Origin of the sequence: Streptomyces mobaraensis (assembly GCF_020099395.1) — a bacterium.
Classification (GTDB): Bacteria; Actinomycetota; Actinomycetes; order Streptomycetales; family Streptomycetaceae; genus Streptomyces.
The window spans coordinates 701,182-717,340 of the sequence record NZ_CP083590.1; the positions used below are offsets into that span (position 1 = coordinate 701,182).

General features: G+C 74.1%; 13 protein-coding genes. 4 read left to right on the forward strand and 9 right to left on the reverse strand.

The window, feature by feature from the left end; translation table 11 throughout:
• Positions 1-55: 55 nt before the first annotated feature.
• On the reverse strand, positions 56-250 hold the full coding sequence (locus tag K7I03_RS02835) for a hypothetical protein (RefSeq protein ID WP_004940230.1): 195 nt from the start codon (positions 248-250) through the stop codon (positions 56-58).
• A gap of 210 nt (positions 251-460) precedes the next feature.
• On the opposite strand from K7I03_RS02835, the gene lysX reads away from it, so the two are divergent.
• Positions 461-3,829, forward strand: a complete 3,369-nt coding sequence (gene lysX / locus K7I03_RS02840) for a bifunctional lysylphosphatidylglycerol synthetase/lysine--tRNA ligase LysX (protein ID WP_224346834.1) — start codon at positions 461-463, stop codon at positions 3,827-3,829.
• 88 nt (positions 3,830-3,917) lie between these two features.
• On the opposite strand, the gene K7I03_RS02845 is transcribed toward lysX, so the two are convergent.
• The 8 genes from K7I03_RS02845 to K7I03_RS02880 form a co-directional block, all read right to left on the reverse strand.
• A complete protein-coding gene (locus K7I03_RS02845) occupies positions 3,918-5,204 on the reverse strand; it encodes a M48 family metallopeptidase (protein WP_224346835.1) in 1,287 nt (428 codons plus the stop codon).
• Positions 5,205-5,370: 166 nt separating this feature from the next.
• Positions 5,371-5,790: a (2Fe-2S) ferredoxin domain-containing protein gene (locus K7I03_RS02850; protein WP_185942824.1), complete on the reverse strand. Its 420-nt coding sequence runs from the start codon at positions 5,788-5,790 to the stop codon at positions 5,371-5,373.
• 300 nt (positions 5,791-6,090) lie between these two features.
• Complete coding sequence (locus K7I03_RS02855) at positions 6,091-6,864, reverse strand: ABC transporter ATP-binding protein (protein WP_224346836.1); 774 nt, start codon at positions 6,862-6,864, stop codon at positions 6,091-6,093.
• On the reverse strand, positions 6,857-7,786 hold the full coding sequence (locus K7I03_RS02860; RefSeq protein WP_185942823.1) for an ABC transporter ATP-binding protein: 930 nt from the start codon (positions 7,784-7,786) through the stop codon (positions 6,857-6,859). The genes K7I03_RS02855 and K7I03_RS02860 overlap by 8 nt, the downstream gene beginning before the upstream one ends.
• 401 nt (positions 7,787-8,187) lie before the next feature.
• Positions 8,188-9,033: an ABC transporter permease gene (locus K7I03_RS02865; RefSeq protein ID WP_185942822.1), complete on the reverse strand. Its 846-nt coding sequence runs from the start codon at positions 9,031-9,033 to the stop codon at positions 8,188-8,190.
• On the reverse strand, positions 9,026-9,991 hold the full coding sequence (locus K7I03_RS02870) for an ABC transporter permease (RefSeq protein ID WP_185942927.1): 966 nt from the start codon (positions 9,989-9,991) through the stop codon (positions 9,026-9,028). The genes K7I03_RS02865 and K7I03_RS02870 overlap by 8 nt, the downstream gene beginning before the upstream one ends.
• 50 nt (positions 9,992-10,041) lie before the next feature.
• Positions 10,042-11,646: an ABC transporter substrate-binding protein gene (locus tag K7I03_RS02875; protein ID WP_185942821.1), complete on the reverse strand. Its 1,605-nt coding sequence runs from the start codon at positions 11,644-11,646 to the stop codon at positions 10,042-10,044.
• A gap of 162 nt (positions 11,647-11,808) precedes the next feature.
• Entirely contained in the window at positions 11,809-12,858 is a 1,050-nt protein-coding gene (locus K7I03_RS02880) for a LacI family DNA-binding transcriptional regulator (RefSeq protein ID WP_185942820.1), read from the reverse strand.
• A gap of 154 nt (positions 12,859-13,012) precedes the next feature.
• Here K7I03_RS02880 and K7I03_RS02885 point away from each other — a divergent pair, with 154 nt between their 5' ends.
• From K7I03_RS02885 to K7I03_RS02895, 3 genes are read left to right on the forward strand one after another with little or no spacing between them, the layout of a single operon-like run.
• Complete coding sequence (locus K7I03_RS02885) at positions 13,013-14,323, forward strand: ABC transporter substrate-binding protein (RefSeq protein WP_185942819.1); 1,311 nt, start codon at positions 13,013-13,015, stop codon at positions 14,321-14,323.
• Between the two features lie 22 nt (positions 14,324-14,345).
• A complete protein-coding gene (locus tag K7I03_RS02890; RefSeq protein ID WP_185942818.1) occupies positions 14,346-15,296 on the forward strand; it encodes a carbohydrate ABC transporter permease in 951 nt (316 codons plus the stop codon).
• A gap of 5 nt (positions 15,297-15,301) precedes the next feature.
• Entirely contained in the window at positions 15,302-16,123 is an 822-nt protein-coding gene (locus K7I03_RS02895; protein WP_185942926.1) for a carbohydrate ABC transporter permease, read from the forward strand.
• Positions 16,124-16,159: the final 36 nt, after the last annotated feature.

A 16,159-nucleotide genomic window follows, 5' to 3' on the forward strand; every position in this document is an offset into this window, starting at 1 on the left:
CGGCGCCTCGGTACCGCGGTGCGGCGCCGATGCGACGCTGCCCCGCCACCCTGAGTCAGGGCCGCACGCTGGCGACCAGGTCGGCGGTCGCGGTGATGCCGTGCGAGATGGTCGGGGCGATGCTGGTGCTGGCCAGCATGAACCCGAGCAGGACGCACACCAGCGCGTGGGACGCCCGCAGGCCCCCGTTGCGCAGGAACACCACGGCCAGAATCACGAGAAGCAGGATCACGGAGATGGAAACGGCCATGGTTGCCTCCTCGGCGGAGCTTCGGTCGTCCGCAAGTCTCGCGTATCGCGCCATGCGCCCCGGCATGGCACATGTCCTCCCTTCGGGTGACAAACTCCCGATCGGGTCAGTGGGTGGTCCGAGCCACGCCACGGGACGGGTGATGTCCCGTGTCTACGTTCCAGGGGTGTTCGACGGGCGTGCGGCCGCGGGCCTGCCTAGGCTGACGGAATGAGCCGCACAGTCCGGGAGCGCGGGCGCACCGCGGTGGAGCGGGAACCGGCGCGCGACGCCGGCGGTCGGGACGCGGAGGAAGCCGGACCGGCTCCCGGTCGGCCGCTGCGCCGGGTGCCCGGCGCCTTCGCCCTCTTCTTCGGCCTGCTCGGCCTGTTCTGCGCGCTCACCTCGCTGATCCCCCCGCTGCGCCGCGCGGCGCACCCGCTGACGAACGCCCTGGACACCCTCACCGTCCCCACGGCGCCCAACCTGGCGTACGCGGTGTTCCTGCTGCTGCTCGCCACCGCGACGGCCGCCCGCAAACGGCCCGCCCTCTGGTTCGTGCTCGCCTATCTGACGCTGCTGGTGCTGGCGGACGCGCTGCTGCTCGCCGTCGGCTACTGGGACACGATCCCGTCCCTGGTCCTGTCGCTGGCCGCGATGGCCCTGCTCGTCCTGGCGCGCCGCGAGTTCTACGCGCAGGTGCGCCGGGGCGCGTTCGTCCGGGCGCTGCTGGTGCTGGTGGCCGGGCTCGTGGCGGGCACGCTGGTGGGCTGGGGGCTGGTGGAGCTGTTCCCCGGGTCGCTGGAGCGCGGCGGCGGGAACCGGCTGCTGTTCGTGGCCAACAAGGTGTGCGGCGGGCTGGTCAGCAACCGGCACTTCGCCGGGCACCCGCCGCACCCGGTGTACTTCCTGCTCGGCCTGTTCGGCGCGCTGGCGCTGCTCAACGCGACGATGACGCTGTTCCGCTCGCAGCGCCTCGAGGCCGCGCTGCACGGCGACGAGGAGCCGCGCATCCGCGCCCTGCTCGCCCGGTACGGCGGCCGCGACTCGCTGGGCTACTTCGCGACGCGCCGGGACAAGGCCGTCGTCTTCTCCCCCAGCGGCAAGGCCGCCGTCACCTACCGGGTGGAGGCGGGCGTCTGCCTGGCCTCCGGCGATCCGCTGGGCGACCCGGAGGCGTGGACTCCGGCCATCGACGCCTGGCTGGAGCTGGCCGGACGGTACGGGTGGCAGCCGGCGGTGATGGGCGCCGGGGAGGAGGGCGCCCGGGCGTACGCCCGCTCGGGCCTGGGCGCGCTCCAGCTCGGCGACGAGGCGATCCTCCAGGTGGCCTCGTTCGACCTGGAGGGCCGGGAGATGCGGGTGACCCGGCAGGCCGTCAACCGGGTGGAGCGCACCGGCGCGTCCGTCCGCGTACGACGGCACGCCGCGCTCTCCGACGAGGAGATGCGCGAGGTCATCCGGCGCGCGGACGCCTGGCGGGACACCGAGACCGAGCGCGGCTTCTCGATGGCCCTGGGGCGGCTGGGCGACCCGGCGGACGGGGACTGCCTGCTGGTCGAGGCGTTCGACAGCGAGGGGCGGATGATCGCCCTCCTGTCCTTCGTGCCCTGGGGGCGGGACGGGGTCTCCCTCGACGTGATGCGGCGCGACCGGGCGGCGCCCAACGGCGTCATGGAGTTCATGGTGGCGCGGCTGTGCGCGCAGGCCGGCCGGTTCGGGATCAAGCGGATCTCCCTCAACTTCGCCGTGTTCCGCTCGGCGTTCGAGGAGGGCGCCCGGATCGGCGCGGGGCCGGTGCTACGGCTCTGGCGCAGGCTGCTGCTGTTCTTCTCCAAGTGGTGGCAGCTCGAAGCGCTCTACCGGTCGAACGTCAAGTACAACCCCGAGTGGCATCCCCGCTTCCTCTGTTACGCGGACGCCGGCGCCCTCGCCCGGATCGGACTGGCCTCGGGCATCGCCGAGGGCTTCGTCTCGGTGCCCAGCCTGGGGCAGCTGTGGGGCCGGGGGCGGGCGCGCGGCATGGCCAGCCCGGCGTCGACGGCCGGACTGCCGCCGCTGTCCGAACTGGGCCTCGGCGGCCCCGAGGCCGGGGGCGACCTGGTCCTCGACGAGCTGGAGCGGCTGCCCGAGCAGGTGCGGGTGCGCCGCCGCAAGCTGGAGCGGCTCCGCCGGGAGGGCGTCGACCCGTATCCGCCGGACGCCCACCGGACGCACACGGCCGCCGCCGTCCGCGCGGCGCACGCGGGGCTCGCGCCCGGCGTGCGCACCGGGGAGCGGGCGGCCGTGGCGGGCCGCGTGCTGCTGCTGCGCAACCACGGCGGGATCGCCTTCGCCGTGCTCCGCGACTGGTCGGGCGATCTCCAGCTCACCGTCACGCGGGACGGCTCCGGTCCCGAGCTGCTGCGCCGCTTCACGCGGCTCGACCTCGGCGACCACATCGAGGCGGAGGGCGAGATCGGCACCACCGACCGCGGCGAGCTCACCCTCTTCGTCACCCGGGCCCGGCTGATCGCCAAGTGCCTGCGCCCGCTGCCCGACAAGCGGCACGGCCTCAGCGACCCGGAGGCCCGGGTGCGGATGCGCTACGTGGACCTCGCCGTGTCGCCGGACGCCCGGCGGACGGTACGGGCGCGCAGCGCGGCCGTGCAGGCGCTGCGCGCGGGGCTCCTGGAGCGGGGCTACCTGGAGGTGGAGACGCCCATGCTCCAGCAGGTGCACGGCGGCGCCAACGCCCGCCCGTTCACCACCCACATCAACGCCTACGACCTGGACCTGTACCTGCGCATCGCCCCCGAGCTGTATCTGAAGCGGCTGTGCGTGGGCGGCCTGGAGAAGGTCTTCGAGCTGGGCCGCACCTTCCGCAACGAGGGCGTCTCCTACAAGCACAACCCCGAGTTCACCATGCTGGAGGCGTACCAGGCGTTCGCCGACTACGACGTGATGCTGGACCTGACACGGGAGCTGATCCAGGAGGCGGCGGTCGCGGCGCACGGCACGGCGGTGGCCGTGCGCACCGAGGAGTCCGGGAAGACCGTCCGGCACGACATCTCCGGGGTGTGGCCGGTACGGACGGTGTACGGCGCGCTCTCGGAGGCGCTCGGCGAGGAGGTGTCCGCGGACACCCCCGAGGCGGAGCTGCGGCGGCACTGCGACGCGGCGGGGGTGCCGCACCGGCCGGAACAGGGGCGCGGGGACGTCGTCCTGGAGATGTACGAGCGGCTGGTCGAGGAACGGACCACCCTGCCGGTCTTCTACAAGGACTTCCCCACCGACGTCTCCCCCCTCACCCGCCCCCACCGCGCGGACCCACGGCTCGCCGAGCGCTGGGACCTGGTGGCGTTCGGTACGGAACTGGGCACGGCCTACTCGGAGTTGACGGACCCGGTGGAGCAGCGCAACCGCCTGACCGCGCAGTCCCTGCTGGCGGCCGGCGGCGATCCCGAGGCGATGGAACTGGATGAGGACTTCCTGCGCGCCCTGGAGTACGCGATGCCGCCGACGGGCGGGCTGGGGATCGGGGTGGACCGGCTGGTGATGTTCCTGACGGGGCTGTCGATCCGGGAGACACTGCCGTTCCCGCTGGTGCGGCACCGGTGAGGCTGCCTGGGTGAGCGAGGGTCTGGTTCAGCGGGCGTGGGTGAGCGGGGGCCTGGGTGAGCGGGCCGGGTGAGCGGTGCCTCCCCGGCTAACCGCGCACGCCGTAACGGACGAGCTCCCGCGCCAGCGCGCCGCGGGCGTCGGCGAGTTCGGCGGCGATCCGCCGCTCCCTTCCGTCGTCCGCCGTCACCGCCGGCGGCAGAGGCTCACCGTGCAGCAGGCAGGCGCGCCTCAGGTGGGTCGGGGGATGGGTCGAGTCGACGGCGTGGCCCCGCAGGGCCCCGGCCCGGCGGCGGCGCTCGTACTCGTGCTCGGGGATGGACTCCGTGTGCTCGGCCAGACGCGCCCACAGCCCGTCCGCCCGGGCGGCCTCGTCGCGACCGGCGTCGCGCCGGCCCGTCCGGGCGGTACCGGCCTCGCGGCGCAGGGCGGTGACCACGGACTCCGCGACCAGGAGCCGGTCCATGAAGCCCACGGCCGCCTCGGTGGAACCGGCCCTGGCCGCAGCGGCGTCGGCCAGGTACTCCGCCCGCTGGGTGGCCCGCAGCGTCAGGTGGTCGAGCAGCGTGAGCAAGCCCCGGACCAGCAGGCGCGGCACGAGGCCGAAGACGTTCGCGGCCATTTCGGCGAGGGACGGGCGCGCGATCGGGGCGAGCATGTAGTGCCAGGTGGTCAGCGACCAGTAGGCCGTCGCCACCACGTGCCCGTGACGGGTGTCCCCGTGGGCGTAGTGGCCGAGTTCGTGGCCCAGGATGGCGATCCGCTGCTGCGGGGTGAGGGTCTCCCACAGCGGCAGGCCCAGCGTCAGCAGGCGGCGGCCGCGCACTCCGTAGGTCGTCACGCTCGCGTTGACGTCGGTGTCGACCGCGATCGCGTCCACGCCCCGGGTGCCGACCACGGCGGCGATCTCGTCGACGAGCGCGTACAGCTCGGGAGCGTCGGCGCGCCGCAGGACGGGGCCCTTCGCGGACAGCCCGGGAAACCGGGGTCTCAGCACCCACGCCAGCACCAGGAGGACCGGCCCCAGCACCATTCCGGCGCCGCCCAGGCCGGCCAGGAGGAGCCAGACGCCCGCCACGGCGAGGACGGCGGTCATTGCGTGGACGGCGAGCGCGATCACCTGCGCGAGGACCGCGGAGGCGTCGCGCCGGGGCCGCAGCGGCCGGCCGGACGTCACCTCGGCGTGCAGCCGTTCGCCGTGCCGGCGGGCCAGCGCCCGCTGCGTCCGTTCCCGCCGGCCCGGCCGCTCCTCGGGCCGCGCCGGGTCCACGTTCCAGTCGCAGGCGGCGCACCAGGCGGTGAACCGTTCGTCGGCCCGGATTTCGGCCCCGCACCGCGGGCACGTCCCGGTCGTCCGTTCTGTGGTGTCGGGCACCGGTGTGTTCTCCCCCACCCCTACGGCCCCGCCCCCGGAAGCCGTGCGCGTATCCGCTGTTCTCGTATCGGCCGTTCTCGTCGGCCGGGCAAGGTCATCACACGGATGCGCTCCCGTAAAGGGCTTTCGGCCAAGAGGGGCGTGGCGGGAGGCCGCCACCGGCCGGCTAGTCCGCCACGCCTCCGCGCACCCGCCGGGAGGGCGCGAAGACGTAGAGGTCGAGGACGCCCGGCGGGTCGGCGAGGCCGGGGCCGCCCGCCTCCGTCCAGGCGGCGACGTCCGCGGGGACGTCGGGATCGTTGCACAGGCCCAGCCAGACCGGACGGCCACCGGCCTCGCGGCCGGCCCGGGACGGCTGGACGACGATGACGTTGGCCTGTTCACAGACGTCCAGGCAGTCGGTGACGCGCACGGTGGCCGTGCCGTCGAGGGCCCGGCGCAGCTCGCGGAGCTGGGCGGCGTGGTCGACGCCGGGGATCTTGGGGGTGCCGCAGCAGCAGCCGCGGCAGACGGTGACGGTGCAGCGGTCCGCCGCGGACGCGGCGGTGTCGGCGCGGCGGGGGCGTTTCCTGGCGGGCGCGGTCATGGGGGTCCTCCTGGTCAGGGACGGAGCGGAGAGGAGTGGCGTCGGACGGGAGGGCGGGCCGGTACAGGACCGCGGCGTTGTCGCCCAGGCCCGGGCCCGTCAGCCCCCGCCGAGCGGACCGCCCGGCGCCCTCCGGGCCCGCGATCGGGATGCAAGCGGCCATCGGTCAGGGCGGCGGCCGGATGCGGTGACCGTCGCGCGGGCCCAGGGGCGGGTTCGTCCCCGCCGGACGGGGGGCGGCTCCGCCTGGCGGGGCAGAGGGGTCGGTGGTCGAGCACGACACGGGGCGGTGAACGGCCGTCAGTCGGGGGGCGGGGGCCCTTCGCTCCTGCCCGCTCGCGCGTCGGAGGCCACCTCCCGGGCCGACGGAACCGCCGCGGCCGCCGCCCGTTCACCGGTCCGCGCCGCCCCGGCCGGCTCGCCGGCCACCTCCTGCCAGCGGACCGTCCGGTCGCACCAGCGGTTCAGGAGGACGGGGTCGTGGCCCACCGCCAGCAGGCCGGCGCCGGTCTCCCGGCGGTAGTCCTCGACGACGGCGACCAGGGCGGCCGTCGTGGAGGCGTCGAGCATGGCCGTCATCTCGTCACAGACCAGCCAGCGCGGCCGGAGCGCCAGGGCCCGGGCCAGGCAGGCGCGTTGCAGTTGGCCGTCGCTCACCTCGTGCGGGCGGCGGGTGAGCAGGTCGGTGGTGAGGCCGGTGGCGGCGGCGAGTTCGCGGACGCGGTCGGGGGCCTCGGCGCGGCGGCCGGTCGCGCGGAGCGGTTCGGCGATCAGGTCGTGGAGCCGCAGCCGGGGGTCGGCGGACATCCTCGGCTGCTGGAAGACCACGCCGAACGCGGTGCGCTGCTCGCGCGGCGCGCGGTGCCGCCAGCCGCGCGCGGGTTCGCCGTCCAGGGTCACCGTGCCGGCGTCGGGGCGGTGCAGCAGCGCCGCGACCCTCGCCAGGGTGGACTTGCCGCAGCCGCTGGGGCCGAGCAGCCCGACCGCCTCGCCCGCGGCCACGGTGAGGGAGGCGTCACGGACGACGGGCCGGCGCGGCTCGTAGCCGGCGGTGACGCGGCGCAGCTCAAGCACGGTCGCTCCTCGGGTGGTGGCAGGCGACGCCGTCCGTGAGCGGCGGGACGGCGGCGCAGGCGTCCGCCGCGCGCGGGCAGCGGGGGGCGAAGGCGCAGCCGGCGGGCAGGTCGCCGAGTTCCGGGGGCATGCCGGGGATGGGGGTGAAGGCGCGTTCGGGCAGGGCGTCGAGCAGGCCGCGGGCGTAGGGGTGGCGGGGGCCGGGTTCGCCGAAGAAGGCTGCCGCGTCGGCGAGTTCGACGATGCGGCCGGCGTACATCACGGCGACGCGGTCGGCGATCCGCTCGGCCGCCGCCAGGTCGTGCGTGATCATCAGGAGCGTGTGGCCCCGGTCCACCTGGGCGCGCAGTGCGTCGACCGTGCGGTCCACGAGCTCGCGGTCGAGTCCGGTCGTCGGCTCGTCGGCGAGCAGCAGCGGGGCGTCGCCGACGAGGGCGAGGGCGGTGGCGGCGCGCTGGGCGAGACCGCCGGAGAGCTGGTGCGGGTGCCGGTCGAGGTGGTCGGCGGGGAAGGCGGCGCGTTCGGCGGCGGCCTCCTCGCCGTCGCGCCGGCCGGTCAGCTCGCGGAGGGTCTCGCGGAGCTGGGAGCGGACGGTGCGGACGGGAGTGAGGTGGGCGGCGGGGCTTTGCGGGATGAGGCCGATGCGGCGGCCTCTCACGGTGCGGGCGAGCGTGCGCTCGTCCGCGGCGAGGAGGTCCAGGCGGGCGCCACTGCCGTCACCGCTGCCGTCGCCAGTGCCGTCGTCGCCGCCGCCGAGCCAGGCGTGGCCTTCCGTGCGGGCGTTGCCCGGCAGGAGGCCGAGGAGGGCGGAGGCGAGGACGGATTTGCCGCAGCCGCTTTCGCCGATGAGGGCGAGGCATTCGCCTCGGTGGAGGCGGAAGGTGGCGTCGGTGACGGCGGCGATGTCGCGGGCGCCGCGCATGCGGAAGCGGACGGAAAGGTTCTGGACGTCCAGGAGGGGGGTGGTGTCCTGCGGAGCTGTGCCCCGGTCCCGCCCCTTCCCGTTTCTCGCAGGGGCTGCGCCCCCGCGCGCCCCCGCCTCGTCGCGGCTGCGCCGCTCGGCCTCAAGCGCCGGCCGGGCTGGTACGCCTCGCTCGTGCGCCTGCCGCTCGGCCTCAGGTGCCGACCGGGCCGGCGTGGCCCGCACGCGCCGATCGGTCGGCTCGGCCCGGGGCACCGGGGCGGCCGATTCAGCCCGGCCGGCGCTTGAGGCCGGCCGCGCGGAGCGCGGTTGCGGGGGGCGGGGGGTGGAGTCCCCGGGCGTCCGGGGGGTGCGCGGGGGCTTTCCCCCGCGGGAATCGGGTCGGGGCGGGGTGGGGACCGTCACAGCGTCAGCTCCGATCGCCGCCGGGGCGAGAGGCGTTCGCGCCAGGCGGCCGCCAGGCCCGCGACGGCCAGGGTGGGGACGATGATGAACAGGCCGGGGAAGAGGGTCGGCCACCAGTCTCCGGCCAGCAGCGAACCGCGCGCGGCCTGCACCATGTTGCCCAGGCTGGCCTGGTGGGTGGGCAGGCCCAGACCCAGGAACGACAGGGCCGACTCGTGCCAGATCGCGTGCGGGATCATCAGCACGGCGGCCAGCCCGGCCTGCGGCAGGACGCCCGGCAGCAGGTGCCGTACGGCGATCCGCAGCCGCGACGAGCCGCCGGAGACGGCCGCGTCGACGAACGGGCGGGAGCGCAGCGACAGCACCTCGGCGCGGACGATGCGGGCGGTGGACAGCCAGTGGGTGACGGCGATGGACGCGATGACCGGGCCGACGCCGGGGCGGAACATCGCCACCACGAAGATGCCGAGCAGCAGGTGCGGCACGGAGGAGAAGAGGTCGACGACGCGCATGACGACGCGGTCGGCCCAGCCGCCGAGCGCCCCGGCGAGGGCGCCCACCGCCGTGCCGACGACGGTGGCGACGAGGGCGGCGACCGCGCCGACGAGGAGCGAGACCCGCAGCCCGTAGACGGAGCGGAGCAGCAGGTCGCGGCCGACCTCGTCGGTGCCGAAGGGGTGGGCGGCGCTCGGCGCCCGGAGCTTGGCGGCCAGGTCGACGGCCTGTTCGTCGAGGGGGACGAAGAGCGGGACCAGGAGGACGGTGAGCACGGTGACCGCGACGAGGGCGGCGCTCACCGCGCCCTTGGGGAGGCGCCGGGCGGATATCGCGAGCTCAGCCATCGAAGCCCACCCTCGGGTCGGCCAGCCCGTACAGCACGTCGGACAGCAGGTTCCCGATCAGTACGGCGGCCGTGGCCAGCACGGTGAGCGCGGCGAGCAGCGGGAAGTCGGCGCCGGTCGCCGCGTCGACGGTGGCGGAGGCGATGCCCGGCCAGCTGAAGACGGTCTCCACGAGCAGGGCTCCGGTGATCAGTTCGGGGACGCGGGAGCCGATCAGGGTGAGGACCGGCAGCAGTCCGGAGCGGAGGGCGTGGCCCAGCAGCACGGTGCGTTCGGAGAGGCCGCGGGCGCGGGCGCCGCGCACCGGGTCCTCGTCGAGCGCGTCGCCGACGCCCTGGCGGACGTACAGCACGAACCACGGGAGCTGGGTGACGGCGAGGACGGCCGAGGGCAGCACCAGGTGGGAGGCGACCTGGCCGGCGGTGACGGTGTCGCTGCCGGTGTCGGTGAGGCCGCCGGCGGGCAGTGCGCCGGTCTTGAGGGCGAAGAACCAGACGGCCAGCAGGCCGAGCCAGAACGGCGGCGCCGCCTCCAGGACGTACGCCAGGGAGGTGACGGCCCGGTCGAGGAGCCCGCCGCGGCGCCGGGCGGCGAGCACGCCGAGCGCGGTGCCGGCCAGGACGGCGGCGGCGAAGGCGGTGCCGCAGAGCAGCACGGACCAGCCGATGCGTTCGCCGATGGCCTGGGCGACGGGCTGCCGCAGGGTGGTGGAGACGCCGAGGTCGCCGCCGAGGGCGGCGGTCAGCCAGTCCCACCAGCGGGCGGCGAACGGCCGGTCGGCGCCCAGGTTGTGGCGGAGCTGGTCGAGGACGTCCTGTCCGGTGCCGGGGCCGCCGCCGCCCGCGTAGACCCGGGCGGGGTCGAACGGGGAGGCGGCGGCGACGGCGAAGACGGCGAAGGTCACGACGAGCAGGACGGGGACGGCGGCGAGCAGCCGCCGTCCCGCCATGCGGCCCATCGGCCCCCAGGGCAGGGCCGTCCTACGACTCCTGCGGGTCCCGCGGGTGCTCACCGCTTCGGCTGCCAGTCCTCGACGTTCCACCAGGGGCCGGCGCCGAGGCCGTGGTCGTGCGGCTCGACCTGGGTGGTGAGGTCCTTCCAGTTGTCCTTCATCACGTAGAGGTGGTCGACGTGGGTGAGGAAGACGTAGCCGGGGTCGTCGGCGAGGGCGTGCTGGATCTTGTCGTACGCGGCCTTGCGGACGGCCTTGTCCCCGCTGCGGCGGCCCTCCTCCAGGGCCTTGTCGACCTCGGGGTTCTTGTAGGCGGCCATGTTGTTGAAGCCGTCGAGGGCGAGGGAGGAGTGCAGGAGGTTGTAGAGGTCGAAGTCGGGGTCGGCCGGGTTGCCGCCGCCGGCGAGGACGGCGTCGTCCTTCATGCGCGGCTGGATGACCTCCCAGGTGCCGCTCTGCACCTTCGCCCGGATGCCGATCTTCTTGGCGTCGGAGGCGAAGGCGAGGGCGTGCTCCTGGCGGAGCTTGTCGCCGGCGGGGAACCAGAGGGTGAACTCGGCGCGTACGCCGTCCTTCTCGCGGACGCCGTCGCCGCCGGGCTTCCAGCCCGCGTCGTCGAGGATCTTCTTGGCCTTCTCCGGGTCGTACGGGCGCTCGGTGCCCTTGGCGAACCAGTCGCTGTTCGTGGGGACGGGCCCGTAGCCGGCCCGGCCGGCGCCCTCCAGCAGGCTCTTGACCATGGCGTCGCGGTCGACGGCGAGGTCGAGGGCGCGGCGGACGGCGGTGTCGCCGGTGACCTTGTTGGCGGTGGGCAGGGTCACGGCCCGGAAGTCGGTGGTCTTCGCGGTGATCGTCGTCTTGCCGTCGTCGCCCTGGAAGCCCTTGACGAGGTTGGGCGGCAGGATGGCGCCGTCGAGGTCGCCGCTGCGCAGCCGGGTGGCCCGGACGTCGTCGTCCTTGATGATGGCCATGGTGAGCTTCTTGACCTTCGGCTCGCCGCCCCAGTACTCGGGGTTGGCCTTAAAGGTCAGCTTCTCGCCCTTGCTCCAGCCGGTGAGGACGTAGGGGCCGGTGCCGACGGGCTTGGTGTTGAAGGGGCCGGTGTTGACGTCCTGCCCCTTGGCGGCGTGCTCGGGGACGATCGGCAGGACGGTGCGCTCGGCGAAGGGCGCGTAGGGGTACTTGAGGGAGAAGACGACGGTGTCGTCGCCCCGGGCGGTGACCTTGTCGACGGCGGCGAGCTCGCCCTTGTCGGCGTTGTTGGTCTTCTCGTCGAGGATCGTCCGGTAGGTGAAGACGACGTCCTCGGCGGTGAAGGGCTTGCCGTCGCTGAACTTCACGCCGTGCCGGAGCGGGAAGGTGTAGGTGCGGCCGTCGTCGGTGACCTTCGGGAGGGACGCGGCGAGGGCGGGGCGGAGCTTCATGTCCGCGTCGCGGCGCAGCAGGCCGTCGAAGATCTTGGAGTTGCCGTCCTTGCCGTAGCCGAGCAGGGGGCTGAGGGTCTCCGGCTCGTTCGCGATGCCGACGACGAGGGAGTCCCTGACCCCGCCGGAACCGTTCCCGCCGTTTCCGCCGCCGGGCTTGCCGCAGGCGGCGGCGCCCGTGGCCAGCGTGCCCGCCGCGACCATGGCGGCCGTCACCCGTATGGACCGGGCCGTCATGCCCTCCACCCCAGTTCACTTCTCGGTTGCTGTTGCGAATACCTCGCAATTAAATCGCATCGCGCGGAGTGGCCATGATCGAGGTGGGAGAGGTGTGTCAGGTGGGTCTCAGGTGGCAGGGGTACGCCAGGTGGGCGGGGTGTGTCAGGTGGCCGCGGGCCGTCAGCCCACGGGCCGTCCCGTCGATCCCCGTTCCACCAGCCGGGGCGTCGCGTCGCGGGTGCGGCGGGCCGGGCCGCCGTCCAGCAGGGCGACGAGTTCCTCGGCGGCGCGCCGGCCGAAGGCCGCGGTGTCGCGGGCGAGGGCGGTGAGGGGCGGGTGGGTGCTGCGGCAGAGGACGGAGTCGTCCCAGGCCACGATCGAGAGGTCGGCGGGGACGGCCAGGCCGCGGCGGGCGGCGGCGGCGAGGCCCGCGACGGCCATCACGTCGTTGTCGTAGACGACGGCGGTGGGCGGCCGGGGCGCGGCGAGCAGCCGGTGGGTGGCCTCGGCGCCCTGCGCGTCGGAGTAGTCCGTGGTCTCGGAGGTGACCAGCAGGCCGTGGCGCTCGGCGGCGCGGCGCAGGGCGGCGGCGCGGCGCCGGGTGTGGGCGAGCTCCCCGAGGCCCGCGACGTGGGCGACGCGGCGGTGGCCGAGGGCGCCCAGCCGGGCGACGACGGAGTCCATGGCCTCGGCGTCGTCGGCCCAGAGGTTGGAGAGGGCGCCGTCGGGGGCCGGTTCCCAGGCGGGGTCGTCCATTGCGCCGATCACCACGGTGGGCAGGCCGAGCCCGGCGAGCAGGGCGGGCCGGGGGTCGTCGGCGCGCGGGTCGACGACGAGGAGGCCGTCGACGCGGTGCTCGGCCCACCAGCGGCGGTGCACGGCGCACTCGGCGGCCACGTCCTCGACCACCTGGAAGAGCAGGCCGAGCCCGCGCGCGGCGAGCGCCTCCTGGACGCCGGAGACGAGCCGGAGGAAGAACGACTCGACGCCGAGGGTCCGGGCGGGCCGGGCGAGGACGAGGCCGACGGTGGCGGAGCCCTCGCCGGACAGCGCGCGGGCGGCCGTGCTGGGCTGCCAGCCCAGCTGTTCGGCGACGCGCCGGACGCGCTCGCGGGTGCCCTCCGAGACGCCCGGGCGGCCGTTGAGCGCGAAGGAGACCGCGCTCTCCGACACCCCGGCGCGGCGGGCGATGTCGCGGATGGTCGGGCGGCGGGCCGGCAGGCGGCGCATGGGGGTCTCCTCGGGCGTCCGGAGCGGGCCCGGCACCGGCCCGGGCCCCAACACACTAAAGCGCATTAGTCGTTGACGGAAGTATTGACGTGACTCCCTTTCCGGGTGCACCTTTTGGACCGCCACCTTCCGGCCCGACCGAAGGAGCCCGGCCATGCACCCGTCCCGTGGAGTCGTCCGGAGAACCGTCCGGCCGGCCGTTCCGCTGCTCGCCCTCGCGCTGGCGCTGAGCGCCTGCGGTTCCGATGACGGAGGGGGTGGCGGTTCGGCGGCGGACGGGCGGATCGAGGGCCGGATCTCGTTCCAGACCTGGAACCTCCGGGCCGGTTACAAGGACTACTTCGAGTCCCTGGCGAAGGAATTCGAGAAACAGCATCCTGATGTCACGGTGAAATGGCTGGACCAGCCCGCCGAGCACTACGCGGACAAACTCGGCGCGGATGCCGCCGCCGGCACCCTGCCCGATGTCGTCAACGTCTCCCCCGACCTCTCCTATCCGCTCGCCAAGGCGGGCGTGCTGCTGAATCTCGACAAGGAGCCGGTGGCCGCGAAGTTCCGGGACGAGTACACGGCGGAGGCGTGGCGGGGCAATACGCTGCCGGGGCTGGGCGGCTCCTACGCGTTCCCCTGGTACCTCACCACGGGTCCGCTCTTCTACAACAAGTCCCTGTTCCGGGAGTCCGGCCTGGACCCGGAGAAGCCGCCGCGCACCTACGACGAGCTGTTCACCGCGGCGGCGGAGATGTCCCGCCGGTCCGGCGGCCGGACGGCCACCCTGGCGGGCACTCCGGCGATCGAGGACTTCGGCCGGTACGGCGTGCGGCTGATGGACGACGACGCCACCCGGTTCACGTACAACGAGCCCAAGGGCGTCGAGCTGCTGACCCGCTACAAGCGGCTGTACGACGACGGCGGGCTCGATCCACAGGCGCTGACGAGCACCCCGGAACAGGCGGGCCGGAAATTCCTGGAGCAGAAGGTCGCCATGAATCCGGGCGGCGCCAACGACCTGGCGAACTTCCGCAGGAACGCGCCGAGTCTGTACCGCGATCTCGGGATCACCGACGCCCCGAACAACACCGGGAAGCCGAACATGTACGTCATGGGTCTCGCGGTCAACAAGAACAGCAAACACAAGGCCGCGGCCATCGCCTTCGCCCATTTCGTGACCGACCGGAGGAACCAGGAGGCGTTCGCGCACCGGGTGGCCGTCTTCCCGAGCACGAAGGGCTCGCTGGACGACCCGTACTGGACGAAGGACGACGGGACGGACGAGGGCCGGGTCCGGGTCGCCTCCGCGAAAGCGCTGAAAGGCGCCGTGAATTACACACCCGTGGTGATGAGCGACGAGATGAAGACGATTCTGCGGAACGAGGTCGCCAAGGCCCTCCAGGGAAAGAAGTCGCCGAAGGAGGCGCTCGACGACGCGGTGGCGCAGAGCGACCGGCTGCTGCGGCGGAAGTGATCCGGCCATGGCCCGCAGAGACATGACTCGCGGAGACGTGGCCCACAGAGGCGTGGCCCACAGAGGCGTGGCCCGCAGAGGCGTCCGCCTCCACCACCCCGCGACCCCCTGGCTGCTCCTGCTGCCCGGACTCGGCGTCCTCGCCGCGTTCAGCCTGTTCCCGTTCCTGACGACCGTCCACGACGCGTTCACCGACGCCCGGACGCTGGTCCCCGGGCACTGGGTCGGGCTGCGGAACTTCCGGGACATGCTGCACGACGAGCAGTTCTGGGTGGCCCTGCGGAACAGCGCGCTGTACGTGGTCCTCGTCGTCCCGTTCACCGTGCTGCTGCCGCTGCTGCTGGCGCTGCTGGTGCACAAGCGGCTGCCGGGGACGGGCTTCTTCCGGGCCGCCTTCTACACCCCGGTGGTGGCGTCGGTGGTGGCGGTGGCGCTGATCTGGTCCTGGATGCTGGACGACCGGGGGCTGGTCAACGGCATCCTCAAGGTCCTCGGCGCCGGACCGGTGTCGTTCCTCGGCGACTCCTGGCTGCTGCTGTTCAGCGCGATGGCGCTGACCGTGTGGAAGGGCCTCGGCTACTACATGGTCATCTACCTCGCCGCGCTGGCCAACGTGCCGCGCGAGCTGCACGAGGCCGCGGCCGTCGACGGCGCCGGCCCGCTGCGCCGCTTCACCAGCGTCACCGTGCCGGCCGTCCGCTCCACGATGGTGCTGGTCGGCGCCCTGTCGTCGGTCTCCGCGTTCAAGGTCTTCTCCGAGGTGTTCCTGCTGGCCGGACCCACCGGCGGGCCGGCCGGCGAGGACACCACGCTCGTGATGCTGGTGCAGCGGACGGGCACCGGGCTCGACGGGCGCGTCGGCTACGCCTCGGCCCTCTCCCTCGTCGTCTTCGTGATCGCGCTGCTGCTGATGCTGCTGGTGCTGCGCGCCGGCCGGGGCGGGGACGCGGCGGACCGGGAGGAGCGCCGGTGACCAGGATGTCGTGGGCGGAGAAGGTGTTCCGCTACGTGCTGCTGCTCGCGGTGCTCGCGCTGACCGTCGGCCCGTTCCTCTGGCAGCTGTCCACCTCGTTCAAGGGCACCACCGAGGACGTCTACACCTCGCCGCCGCGCTTCCTGCCCGAGCACCCGACCGCGCACAACTACGCCGAGGTGGCGGACATCGTCCCGGTCTGGGACTACGCCCTGAACTCGCTGAAGGTGGCGGCGGCCAGTGTGCTCACCAACCTGGCCGGGGCGTCGACGGCGGGCTACGCGCTGGCCCGGCTGCGCTTCCGGGGCCGCGGTCTCGCCGGGCTGGCCTTCGTGGCGGCGCTGCTGGTGCCGGCGGAGTCCCTGGTCGTCGCGCAGTTCACCATGATGCGCGACCTCCACCTCAACAACACCCTCACCGCCGTGGTGCTGCCCGGGGCCGTCGGCGCGCTCAACGTCCTGCTGATGCGGAACGCGTTCGCCGGCATCCCGCGCGAGATCGAGGAGGCGGCGGTCGTCGACGGCGCGAACACCTGGCAGCGGTTCACCCGGATCGCGCTGCCGTCGGTGCGCGGCACCCTGGCCGTCGTCGCGATCTTCGCGTTCATGGGCGCCTGGGACGACTTCCTCTGGCCGCTGATCGTCCTCTCGGACTCCGAGCGCTACACGCTGACCGTCGGCCTGAACTTCCTGCACGGCACCTTCCAGCAGAACCCCCGGCTCGTCGCCGCCGGGACCGTCATCGCGGTGGCCCCGCTCGTGGTGCTGTTCGCCTGCCTCCAGCGGTACTTCTTCCGCGGGACCGGCGAGGGCGCCGTCAAGGGCTGACCCGGCCCCCCGACCCCGTTCTCCGGAGAGGAGCTC